General features: G+C 72.6%; 9 protein-coding genes. 5 read left to right on the top strand and 4 right to left on the bottom strand.

Going from position 1 to position 11925, the window contains the following annotated elements; all coding sequences use genetic code 11:
- Positions 1–3: 3 nt before the first annotated feature.
- Positions 4–1407, bottom strand: a complete 1404-nt coding sequence (gene hemG, locus AB0K28_RS01705; RefSeq protein ID WP_364363826.1) for a protoporphyrinogen oxidase — start codon at positions 1405–1407, stop codon at positions 4–6.
- Between the two features lie 116 nt (positions 1408–1523).
- Positions 1524–2543, bottom strand: a complete 1020-nt coding sequence (hemE, locus tag AB0K28_RS01700; protein WP_364363823.1) for a uroporphyrinogen decarboxylase — start codon at positions 2541–2543, stop codon at positions 1524–1526.
- Positions 2544–3141: 598 nt separating this feature from the next.
- On the opposite strand from hemE, the gene AB0K28_RS01695 reads away from it, so the two are divergent.
- The 5 genes from AB0K28_RS01695 to AB0K28_RS01675 all read left to right on the top strand — a co-directional run bounded on the left by AB0K28_RS01695 (position 3142) and on the right by AB0K28_RS01675 (position 8319).
- Positions 3142–3738: a DUF3000 domain-containing protein gene (locus AB0K28_RS01695; protein WP_345387286.1), complete on the top strand. Its 597-nt coding sequence runs from the start codon at positions 3142–3144 to the stop codon at positions 3736–3738.
- 45 nt (positions 3739–3783) lie between these two features.
- On the top strand, positions 3784–5010 hold the full coding sequence (locus AB0K28_RS01690) for a ribonuclease D (RefSeq protein WP_345387288.1): 1227 nt from the start codon (positions 3784–3786) through the stop codon (positions 5008–5010).
- 140 nt (positions 5011–5150) lie between these two features.
- Positions 5151–6296: a Gfo/Idh/MocA family oxidoreductase gene (locus AB0K28_RS01685; protein WP_345387290.1), complete on the top strand. Its 1146-nt coding sequence runs from the start codon at positions 5151–5153 to the stop codon at positions 6294–6296.
- On the top strand, positions 6293–7459 hold the full coding sequence (locus AB0K28_RS01680) for a dihydrodipicolinate synthase family protein (RefSeq protein ID WP_345387292.1): 1167 nt from the start codon (positions 6293–6295) through the stop codon (positions 7457–7459). The genes AB0K28_RS01685 and AB0K28_RS01680 overlap by 4 nt, the downstream gene beginning before the upstream one ends.
- Complete coding sequence (locus AB0K28_RS01675; protein WP_345387294.1) at positions 7456–8319, top strand: sugar phosphate isomerase/epimerase; 864 nt, start codon at positions 7456–7458, stop codon at positions 8317–8319. The genes AB0K28_RS01680 and AB0K28_RS01675 overlap by 4 nt, the downstream gene beginning before the upstream one ends.
- A gap of 3 nt (positions 8320–8322) precedes the next feature.
- Here the strand turns inward: AB0K28_RS01675 and AB0K28_RS01670 are convergent, their stop codons facing one another.
- Positions 8323–10890: a PEP/pyruvate-binding domain-containing protein gene (locus tag AB0K28_RS01670; RefSeq protein ID WP_364363817.1), complete on the bottom strand. Its 2568-nt coding sequence runs from the start codon at positions 10888–10890 to the stop codon at positions 8323–8325.
- A 75-nt stretch (positions 10891–10965) separates the two neighbouring features.
- Positions 10966–11886 (bottom strand): alkaline phosphatase family protein, encoded by a 921-nt coding sequence (locus tag AB0K28_RS01665; RefSeq protein ID WP_364363814.1) that lies wholly within the window; start codon positions 11884–11886, stop codon positions 10966–10968.
- Positions 11887–11925 lie beyond the last annotated feature (39 nt).

Raw genomic sequence — 11925 nt, 5'->3', positions numbered from 1 at the left:
TGCCTATTCTGCTCTCAGGGACAGGTGGTCCAGAATCCGGGCGGCGGCCGTGCGGGCGGTGCCGATGCAGGCGGGAATGCCGATGCCGTCGTAAGCCGCCCCGCACACCGCGAGACCCGGCTCCATCGCGACGGCCGCCCGCACCCTGGCCACCCGGTCGAGGTGGCCCACGTTGTACTGCGGCAGCCCGCCGCCCCAGCGCGTCACCCTGCTGTCCACGGGCAGGCCGCGGGCGCCCATCACGTCGGCCATCTCGGCGGTGGCCAGCGCGACCAGCTCCACGTCGTCGCGCTGCAGCAGGTGCTCCTCACCGACCCGGCCGATCGAGCAGCGCAGGATCACCAGGTCCTTCGACAGGTGCGGCCACTTCACCGAGCTGAACGTCACCGCCTTCACCGCCCGCCGCTCCACGGGCGGCACCAGGTAACCGCTGGTGGCGGGCGGCTCTGGGAAGGCGTCGACCGGGTAGGCCAGCGTGACGACGGCCATGCTGGCGTATTGGATGCGGGCCAGCTCGGCCGCCGCCTTGGGCGCCTCGGCCTTGAGCAGCCGGCTCGCCGCCGGGCCGGGCGTGGCCACGATGACCGCGTCCGCCTCCAGCGTCTCGGGGCGCGGCACGGGGCCGGTCACCAGACGCCAGCCGGACTCGGTGCGGTGCAGCTCCCGTACGGTGACGCCGGTCCTGATGTCGGCCTCCGACGCCTTCGCCACCGCCTCGGGCAGGCCGCCGACGCCGTTGCGCAGGGTCGTGAAGACCGGGCCGGCGTCCTTGGGCGCGTCCTCGACGAGGTGGCGGGTGGCGTTGAGCAGCGAACGCTCGGAACGTGCCACCGCCGCCACCCGCGGCATCGTCGCCTCCAGCGACAACATGTCGGCGCGGCCCGCGTAGACCCCGCCCAGCAGCGGCTCCACCAGCCGGTCGACCACCTCGGCGCCCATCCTGGCGCGGATGTAGGAGGCCACGGAGACGTCGGTGCGGACGAGCGTCGGGGGCAGGATCTGGTCGAGCGGCACGCGCAGCAGCCCGCCGGGCGAGACGATGCCGGACTTCGCCAGCTCGGCCAGATCGGCGGGCACGCCCATGACCTGGCCCTTCGGCAGGTGACGGATGGCGCCGCGGCTGTAGACGGCGGAGCGGGTGGTGCCGGGGAAGACCAGGTCGTCGCCGAGGCCGACCGCTCTGGCCAGCTCCTTGCCCTCGGGACGGCGGGCCAGCATGGCCTCGGCGCCCGCGTCGACGCTCACCCCGGCGACCTCGGAGGCGTAGAGCTTGCCGCCGATGCGGGGCGAACCCTCCAGGACCGTCACTTTGACGCGCTCGCGCGCGCCCTGGCGGAGATACCACGCCGCGGCGAGTCCGGAGATCCCCGCGCCGACGACGACCACGTGCGCCCGTTTCCCTTCCACGCCTCCAGACGCTACCGCCTCACGCCCCCGCTCACTTTCCCGGGGCAGAAGCACCCGGCCCCGGGGCAGGGGCTCCCGCTTCCTGCCGCCCGCACGCGCACGCGCACGCGCATGCGTCAGGCGTGTTCGTGGACCAGGTCTGTGAGGCGCTTGAGCTGGTCGGGGTCGGTGGAGGGGAGGACGCCGTGGCCGAGGTTGAAGACGTGGCCCTCGGCGGAGGCGCCGCGGCGGAGGACCTCGCGGGCCTTCTTCTCCACGACCTCCCACGGCGCGAGCAGGATGGCCGGGTCGAGGTTGCCCTGCAGGGCCTTGCCGGGGCCGACGCGGCGGGCGGCCTCGTCGAGGGGGACGCGCCAGTCGACGCCCACGACGTCGGCCCCCGCCTCGCCGAGCACGCCGAGCAGCTCGCCGGTGCCGACGCCGAAGTGGATGCGGGGCACCCCGGCGACGCCTTCGAAGATGCGCCTGGTGTGGGGCAGGATGAACTCGCGGTAGTCGTCGGGCGCGACGGCCCCCACCCACGAGTCGAACAGCTGCACGGCGGAGGCGCCCGCGGCGATCTGGATGCGCAGGTGCTCCAGCACGATGTCGGTCAGCTTCTCCATGAGCGCGTGCCACAGCTCGGGCGCCCCGTACATCATGGCCTTGGTGCGGTCGTGGTTCTTGGAGGGGCCGCCCTCGATGAGGTAGGAGCCGAGGGTGAAGGGCGCGCCGGCGAAGCCGATGAGCGGGGTGGAGCCGAGCTCGGCGGTGAGCGCCTTGATGGCCTCGGTGACGTAGGGGACGTCGCCGGGCTCGAGGGGGCGCAGCGCGCCGAGGCCCTTGGCGTCGCGGATGGGGTCGGCGACGACGGGCCCGACGCCCGGTTTGATGTCGAGGTCGATGCCGATGGCCTTGAGCGGCACGACGATGTCGCTGAAGAAGATGGCCGCGTCGACGCCGTAGCGGCGGACGGGCTGCATGGTGATCTCGACGATCAGCTCGGGGGTGGCGCACGCCGTCAGCATGGGCACGCCCTCGCGGACCTTGTGATACTCCGGCAGCGCACGTCCGGCCTGGCGCATGTACCAGACGGGGGTGTGCGGGACGGGCTGGCGGCGGCAGGCGCGCAGGAAGGCTGACTCGGCGAGGTTCACCTCACCAGGGTGCCATGTGGGGGGCGCGGTCAGGACACGGGTCCGAGGTGTCGGAAAAAGATGCATTGGACACCCCAAATCATGATCAGATAGCCAGATGAAGGTTTACCGGTCTGCTCGGCATCGGCATCCCCCACGGGTCCACCACACCCCATGCCCGCCCAGAGAGCCGGTCTCGACTGGGCCAAATGTTCCCCAAGCCACCGCGCGGCACCGATTCATCGACCACTTTCAGGACACGCCGAGCGCGTTGCGGGGAATTGTCAGCGGCTCATGCCAACGTCGGAGCCACGACCCGAAGAAAGGCCCCGGTTCGATGACTCGTGCGATGACCGCGTTGTGGAGTTCCCCAGAGCGCCGCAGTGAGCGCTGCCCGACCTGCGCCGGTGAGCGGCCGTTCGAGCAACCGCCGTGCCTCGACGGGCACGAGCCAGGCCAGTGCCCCGAGTGGGCCTGCGTCGAGTGTGGTCACGCCCTCGTCTTCGGCGCCGCTGAGACCATCCGCCCGGTTCGCCAGCTGGTTACGGCAGCCACTTGATCACGAAGGATGAGCACCCCCGTGGTCCCCTTCCGCCCGTCTTCGACCTACGCTTCGGCTATGACGCTCGGTGACCAGCCGCCGCCTCCCGCCGTGTTCGCACGGGCCGCGGAGAGCATGCGGCTGGCCGAGGTGCGGCCGGAGATCGAGCTCGAGGACCTGCCCGCTCCCCAGCGGCTGGCCCCCTACTCGGCGGCCATCGGCGCGTCGGTCTACCGCGACGACGACGAGCTGGCGGTCGGCCGGCTGATCCTGCTCTACGACCCCGACGGCCAGCGCGGCTGGGAGGGGCCGTTCCGGCTGGTGGCCTACGTCAGGGCCGACATGGAGCCGGAGATCACCTCCGACCCGCTGCTCGGGCCGGTCGCGTGGAGCTGGCTGACCGAGGCGCTCGACGCCCACCAAGCCGACTACTCCGCCGCTGGCGGTACCGTGACTAGAGCCGTGTCCGAGGGGTTCGGCAACAAGGCCGACGATCCGGTCACGACCGAGCTGGAGTTGCGGGCGTCCTGGTCACCCGCACAGGAAGATCTGTCCGGCCATGTCGCCGCTTGGTGTGATCTGATGTGTCTGGCTGCGGGCATCCCGCCGCTCCCGCCCGACGTGGCCGCCCTGCCCCGTCGACGTGATGATCCGGAGAGTGACCGAACGAAGTGAGGGCACCAGTCAACACAGCACCTACGTCATGAGGTCGGTGAACTCATGACAGAAGAACGCACCGTGGAGCCACTGCTGGAGCCGCGGGAAGGCATCCCTCCCGTCATCGCCGACGCGGCCGGGCTGGCCGAGGTGGTGGAGAGGTTCGCGGCGGGCAGCGGCCCCGTCGCCGTCGACGCCGAGCGCGCCTCCGGCTACCGCTACGGCAACCGCGCCTACCTCGTGCAGCTGCGCAGGACGGGCGCCGGCACCGCGCTGATCGACCCGATCGGCTGCCCCGACCTGTCCGCGCTCGACGAGGCCGTGTCCGGGGCCGAGATCGTGCTGCACGCCGCCTCGCAGGACCTGCCGTGCCTGCTGGAGGTCGGGTTCAGGCCGCGGACGATGTTCGACACCGAGCTGGCCGGCCGGCTGCTCGGCTATGAACGGGTGGGCCTCGGCACGATGGTCGAGACCGTGCTCGGCCTGCGGCTGGAGAAGGGCCATTCGGCGGCCGACTGGTCCACCAGGCCGCTGCCCGAAGACTGGCTGCGCTACGCCGCGCTCGACGTGGAGGTCCTCGTCGAGCTGCGCGACGTGCTGCACCAGGAGCTGTCCGAGACGGGGAAGCTGGAGTGGGCGCGCGAGGAGTTCTCCGCCGTGCTCAACACCCCGCCGCCGGCGCCGCGCGCCGATCCCTGGCGCCGTACGTCGGGGATTCACAAGGTGCGCAACGTGCGTGCGCTGGCGATCGTGCGCGAGTTGTGGACCATGCGCGACCGCATCGCCCGTGAGGCGGACCTGGCGCCCGGCCGCGTGCTGCCGGACGCGGCGATCGTGACGGCGGCGCTTGAGGGCCCGCGCACCAAGAAGGCATTGACCGAAATTTCGGCATTCACCGGGCGCAGTGCCCGCCGGCACATGAGCGACTGGCTCGCCGCGGTCGCCCGCGCCCGCAACCTGCCCGACAGCCAGCTCCCCCAGCCCAGCACCCCGGGCGACGGCCCGCCGCCGCCCAACCGCTGGGCCGACCGCGACCCGGCCGCCGCCAAGCGGCTGGCCGCCGCCAGGGCCGTGGTCGCCGCGCTGGCCGACGAGCACCACATGCCCACGGAGAACCTGCTGCAGCCCGACGCCGTACGCAGGCTCACGTGGGAGCCGCCCGACGTGATCACCGACGAGAGCGTGACCGAGCGGCTGCGCGGGCTCGGAGCCCGCGAGTGGCAGCTCTCCCTCACCGCCCACCCCATCGCCAAGGCCCTGGCCCGGCTGGACGCCCGCGGCGAGGCGTAACCCCGGCCCCCGGGTGGAAACCCCACCCGGGCCCGAGGCCCGTCACGTGCGCGGCGGGGGCGGGGCTCTTGACGCCTTCGGTGGGACGGCCGTACCGTTCGGGAAAGCGCTTTCCACCCGTTGTGCCTGAAGGGATCCTCATGAGCGTGCGCACCATCGGCGTCGTGATGAACGGCGTCACCGGACGGATGGGCTACCGCCAGCATCTGGTCCGTTCCGTCCTGGCCATCAACGAGCAGGGCGGCGTCACGCTCTCTGACGGCTCCAGGGTCGCCCTCAAGCCCGTCCTGGTTGGCCGTAATGCCGACAAGCTTGCAGATATCGCTACGAAGCACGATATTTCCGATTTCACGACTGACCTCGACGCCGCACTCGCCGACGACGCCAACCTCATCTACTTCGACGCCCAGGTCACCAGCGCCCGCGTCAAGGCCGTGCTGAAGGCCATCGAGGCAGGCAAGCACATCTACGCCGAGAAGCCCACCGCCGAGTCCACCCAGGAGGCGCTCGCGCTGGCCGAGGCCGCCGCCGCCAAGGGCATCAAGAACGGCGTCGTCCAGGACAAGCTCTTCCTTCCCGGCCTGCTCAAGCTGAAGCGGCTGATCGACGGCGGCTTCTTCGGCCGCATCCTGTCGGTGCGGGGCGAGTTCGGCTACTGGGTGTTCGAGGGCGACTGGCAGGAGGCGCAGCGCCCGTCCTGGAACTACCGCTCCGAGGACGGCGGCGGCATCGTGCTCGACATGTTCCCGCACTGGCACTACGTGATGGAGAACCTGTTCGGCCGGGTGCAGTCGGTCTATGCGCGGGCGGTCACGCACATCCCCTCGCGCGTGGACGAGCAGGGCAACGCCTACCAGGCGACCGCCGACGACGCCGCGTACGGGATCTTCGACCTGGAGGGCGGCATCGTCGCCCAGATCAACTCCTCCTGGGCGGTCAGGGTGAACCGGGACGAGCTGGTCGAGTTCCAGGTGGACGGCACGCACGGCAGCGCCGTGGCGGGCCTGCGCAACTGCCGCGTCCAGCACCGCTCGGCCACGCCCAAGCCGGTCTGGAACCCCGACCTGCCCGCCACCGCGCGCTTCCGCGACGGCTGGCAGGAGGTGCCGGACAACGCCGAGTTCGACAACGGGTTCAAGGTGCAGTGGGAGCGGTTCATCCGGCACGTGCTGGAGGACGCGCCCTTCCCGAACGACTTCGCCTCGGGCGCGAGGGGCGTGCAGCTGGCCGAGCTGGGGCTGCGTTCCAACGCCGAGGGCCGCAGGATCGAGGTGCCGCAGCTGTGAGGATCGAACTTCCCGGATTCGGGTCCTATCCCCTGCGCGAGCAGAGGACCTGGCCGGTCGAGAGCGCGCCGGCGCGCGGCCGCATCGCGTACGCCGCCGCGCACGTCGTCGCCGACCCCCTCGGTGACAACACGCCGGGCTCACCGGCCGCCGTCGACTGGGACGCGACCCTGCGCTTCCGCCGCCACCTGTGGTCGCACGGGCTGCGGGTGGCCGACGCCATGGACACCGCGCAGCGCAACATGGGTCTCGACTGGGCCGCCACCCAGCAGCTGATCAGGCGCAGCGCCGCCGAGGCCCGCGCGTTCGGCGACCCGGCCACGCTCGTCTCGTGCGGGGCGGGCACCGACCACGCGCCGGGCGCCGCGGACCTGGACGCGATCACGCAGGCGTATGCCGAGCAGATCGAGACCGTGCAGTCGGCGGGCGCCGGCGTGATCATCATGGCGTCCCGCCAGCTCGCCGCGGCCGCCTCGGGCCCGCAGGACTACCACAGGGTGTACGGCAAGCTGTTCGGCCTGGCCGACCGCCCGGTGATCCTGCACTGGCTGGGCGAGATGTTCGACCCGAACCTGGCCGGCTACTGGGGCTCGCCCGACGTGGACGCGGCCACGAACTCGTTCCTGGAGCTGATCCACGCGCACGCCGCGCAGGTGGACGGCGTGAAGGTGTCGCTGCTGGACGAGGACCACGAGGTGCGGCTGCGCGCCGCGCTGCCCGAGGGCGTCAAGCTCTACACCGGCGACGACTTCAACTACCCGTCGCTGATCAAGAGCGGCTCCCACGCGCTGCTCGGCATCTTCGACGCGATCGCCCCCGCCGCGGCGGCGGCGCTGCGAACCCTGGACGCCGCCGAGTCGGCCGATGACGCGGCCGAGCGGGAGCGGCTGCTGACCGCGTACGACGAGATCCTGGCCCCGACCGTCACCCTGTCGCGCAAGATCTTCGAGGCGCCGACCTACCACTACAAGACCGGCATCGTCTTCCTGGCCTGGCTGAACGGCCACCAGGACGCGTTCGCCATGGTGAACGGAGCCCAGTCGGCGCGCTCGCTGCTGCACCTGTCGGAGGTGTTCCGCCTGGCCGACCAGGCAGGGCTGCTGGCCGACCAGGAGCTGGCCGTGCGCAGGATGCGGGCGCTGCTGGCGGTGAACGGACTGTGAGCCTGTCGCTGAACCAGTGGACGACCCGGCGCTGGTCGCTGGCCGAGGCGGTGGACGGCTGCGTCCGTCACGGCCTGGAGGCGATCGGGCTGTGGCGGGAGAAGGTCGAGGAGCAGGGCCTCGCGCAGAGCGTCAAGCTGGTACGCGCGGCCGGGCTGCGCGTGTCGTCGCTGTGCCGGGGCGGCTTCCTGACCGCGGGCGGCCTGCCCGGCGAGGAGGGCAGGACGGCCTTCGCCCACGCCCTGGACGACAACCGGCGGGCCATCGACGAGGCAGCTGAGCTGGAGGCGGCCTGCCTGGTGATGGTCGTGGGCGGCCTGCCGGGCGTGCGACCCGGTGAGGCGCTGCCCGAGGGATTCACCCGTGACCTGGCGGGCGCCCGGGAACGGGTGGCCGAGGCGCTGGCGGAGCTGGCCCCGTACGCCGGCGAACGCGGGGTCAAGCTGGCGCTGGAGCCGCTGCACCCGATCTACTGCCCCGACCGGGCGGTGCTGTCCACGCTAGGTCAGGCGCTGGAGCTGAGCCTGCCCTACCCCGAGGAGCAGGTCGGGGTGGTCGTGGACACCTTCCACGTGTGGTGGGACCCGCGCCTGGCGGCGGACATCGCGCGGGCGGGCAGCAGGATCGCGAGCTACCAGGTGTGCGACTACCTGCATCCGCTGCCGGCGGACGTGCTGCTCGGGCGGGGGATGATGGGCGACGGCGTGATCGACTTCCCGCCGATCACGCGCGCCGTCCAGGCCGCCGGGTACGCGGGCGACGTCGAGGTCGAGATCTTCAACGCCGACGTCTGGGCCGCCGACCCCGACGAGGTGGTGGCCACGATGAAGGCCCGCTACGAGGAGCTGGTGCTCCTCTAGAAGTCAGGGAAGCGTGACGGTGCCGGCGGCGCCGTTCACGGTGATCTCCTGTCCGCTGCCGACGCGGTGGGTGGCGTCGGGGACGCCGACGACGGCGGGGATGCCGTACTCCCTGGCCACCACCGCGCCGTGCGACATCGCGCCGCCCATCTCCATCACCAGCCCGCCCGCCGTCAGGAACAGCGGCGTCCAGCCGGGGTCGGTGGAGGGGCAGATGAGGATCTCGCCCGGCTCCAGGTGGGCGCCGTGCGGGTCGAGGACGACGCGGGCGGTGCCGGTGACCGTGCCGGGGGAGGCGGGCGTACCGGTGAGCGCGCCGGGGTCGGCGGTGGCGGCGGCGAGCGCCTCGGGCTCGGTGCCGTCGGAGAGCAGCACCCTGGGCACGTGCCTGCGGCGCCGCTCCCGCTCGTGCGTCGCCCGCCGCTCGGCCACCAGCTCCCGCAGGTCGCCGCCCTTCAGCGCGGCCCTGGTCTCGCGCAGGTCGAGGAAGAACACGTCGTCGGCCCGTTCGAGCACGCCCAGGCCCACGAGGTGCTCCCCCACCGCGAACAGGCTTCGCCGGACCGCCGCGAGCGTCTTGACCAGGTAGAACTTGGGCAGTTCGCGCAGCCCGGCGTAGTGGCGGGTGCGGCCGAGCGCCCACCGCACGAAGGGGGCGCGCCACCGCGCGCGCCGTCCGGCCCGCGCGGCCAGCTCGCCGATCCTCCGCTTCGCCTCCCGCGTGCCCTTCTCGAACAGCTCGCCCGGAGTGAGCCCGCCGTCCATGCGCAGGTAGTTGGCCAGCACGCCGAGGAGGTGGCCTGGCTCCTCGGACCAGCGCGGCACCCCGACATCGATCTCGGCGACGCCGCGATGGCCGTATTTAGCGAGGAACGCGGTGACCTCGCGCTGGGCGACCGGCGGCAGCTCGCCCTCCTGGAAGCGGCGGACCAGCTCGGGCACCGGCAGCTCGCGGAACGGCTCAGGCTCGACGCGGGTGGCGAGGTGCCACAGCTCCAGGTCCATCTCGGTGGTCGGGTTGTGGGGCACGCTGCGCAGGACGTCGCTCATCTCGTCCAGCGGGACGCCCGACAGCCGGGCCGACAGCGCGTAGAGGGCGTAGCCGGTGATCGCGGTCGGCATGATCCTGATGATCAGCGGGAACAGCCGGGCGAGCACGTGCTGGGCGTGGTCGAGGCGCTGGGCGGGGGTGGCGGAGGAGGGCACGTGCAGGCGCCGGTCCAGCTCGGCGCCGATGGCCACGCTGTGGGCCAGGGCCCGGCGCGGGCTGGTCAGCGCCACCCAGAAGCGCACGGGCAGCCGCAGATTGGCGGCGAAGCGCAGGAACCCCCGCAGGAACGGCCGCACGGAGCCGCGTGCGGGCGCCAGGCGCGGGTCCTCGAACAGGCCCTGCATGATGCTCACGGCCCTGGCCTCGCCGAGCGTCAGCGCGCGCGGCAGGATGGCGCGGCCCGGCCTGCTGCGTACGGCGGCGGTGATGTCGAGCCAGGCCCGCTCGCCCGAGACCGCGAAGAACCCCGCGCCGTCGATGGGGTCGGCGGGCGCGTTCCCGGCCAACCCGGCCCCGCCCGCGCTGATCAGCCGGAACGCCGCCACGCCCATCGGCGTCAGCGGCCCCATGACGCCCTGCAGGACGTTGACCGACAGGTAGACCCGCAGCCCAGGCCGCGTGGTCTCGGGCAGGGGGTAGAGCGTGGTGATGGGCCTGGCCTGGGTGAGCCGGAGCGTGCCCGCGGCGTCGATGGCCCACTCGGTGTCCTGGGGCGCGCCGTAGTGGTCCTCGACGCGGGCGCCGAGCTCGGCCAGGCGGCGTACCTCGTCGTCGGTCAGGCACAGCTCGCCCTGAGCGGTCTCGACGCGCTCGGTGCCGCCGCCGGGGACCGCCCTGATGGCCAGCGCCTTGTCCCCTGCGCTGCGTTCGAGGACGCGGCCGTCGCGGAAGCGGAAGCGGTCGGGGTTGACCGCGCCGGAGACCACCGCCTCGCCGAGCCCGGGGCTCGCGTCGATGACGATCTCGCGCCGCCGCCCGGTGACGGGGTTGGCGGTGAACATCACGCCCGCCACGCGGGCGTCCACCATCTCCTGGACGACCACCGCGAGCCGGACGGCGGCGTGGTCGATGCCGTTGGACTCGCGGTAGGAGACCGCGCGGTCGGTCCACAGCGAGGCCCAGCACCGGCGTACGGCCGCTAAGAGCGCCTCCTCCCCCACCACGTTGAGGAAGGTGTCCTGCTGGCCGGCGAAGCTGGCGAACGGCAGGTCCTCGGCGGTGGCGGAGGAGCGCACCGCCACCGGCACGTCGTCCCCGAGCTCCCGGTACGCCCCCACGATCGCCGCCCGCATGTCCTCCGGCATCGGCGCCTCCAGCAGGTGCCGCCTGGCCCGCTCGGCCGGCGCGGGCCCGCCGGTGTCGAGCCCTTCCGCGACCCGCCGGTACGCCTCCGTCGTGAGCACCCACCCGGGCGGCACCGGCAGGCCCGCCCCGGTCAGCTCGCCGAGGTTGGCCGCCTTGCCGCCCACCTCGGCGAGCATCCCCGCGTCGATCTCGGCGAAGCTCAGGATCGTCTTCATCGCGTGTCCCCCTGCCGTCGGGCGTCCTGCCCCCAGTGTCACGCTTCCCGGGGAAGAATTCAACACGCGATGAATCTAGATCTCCAAGGGAGCCCCGTCCAGGTTCCAGGAGGGGTCCACGGGCACGCCCAGCGCGGCCAGCGCCGTTGGGGCCACGTCCACCAGCCGGGGCCCCTCGAGGGCGCGTCCGCCCAGGTCGTGGCCCAGCCGGTGGAGCACCACGAAGACCGTGCGCTCCTCGTCGGAGGTGCCGCCGTGGCCGCCCGAGTCCACGTGACCGTGGTCGGTGGTGACCAGCACCGTCCAGCTCTCGCGGGCGTAGGAGGAGCGGGCGCGGATCGTGTCGAGCAGCCGGCCGAGCTGGGCGTCCTGGGTGTGCAGGGCGGCGGCGTACTCGGGGCAGTGGGGGCCGAGGGCGTGGGCGACCTCGTCGGTGTCGCCGAGGTAGACGAAGACGGCGCCCGGGTCGCCGTCCGCCAGATGGCGTACGGCCGCCGCGGTGACCTGGGCGTCGGCCTCCGACCAGCCGACGGCGTAGCCGTCGAGCACGAAGCGGTGGCCGATGGCGGGGCCGAACGCGCCGTGCTCGGCGAGCGCATCCCAGGAGAAGAAGGCGGCGGTGGCCAGGCCGGGGCGGGCGGTGGCGGCGCGCGTCAAGAAGTCCGGATATTTCAGGAAACGGGGGTCGGTGAACGCGTTGTCCACCACGCCGTGCTTGTCCGGCCAGACGCCGGTGGCGATCGACGACCAGCCCGGCCCCGAGTCCGTACGCGACGCGATCACCCGCCCGGCCTCCCCAGGCTCGGGACTCTTGGGGACGACCTCGCCGGGCGACTCCGTACGCGGCGTGCCGGCCTCGCCGTACGGGAGCTTGCTGGTGCCGTACGCACCGGAGGACATCAGGCTGGCCAGGACGGGGGCGCCGAGCGCGACCAGCCGGTCGTAGCGGAGCCCGTCCATGCCGACGACGAGCACCTTGTTGTTCAGAGCGGACATGCCCCTAACTCAACACCACCGACATGTCCGGCATGCCAC

It is taken from the genome of Nonomuraea sp. NPDC049504 (genome assembly GCF_040676845.1).
GTDB classification, from domain to species: domain Bacteria; phylum Actinomycetota; class Actinomycetes; order Streptosporangiales; family Streptosporangiaceae; genus Nonomuraea; species Nonomuraea salmonea.
Note: the sequence above shows the minus strand (reverse complement) of the source record. Positions and strands in the feature narration are given on the sequence as shown.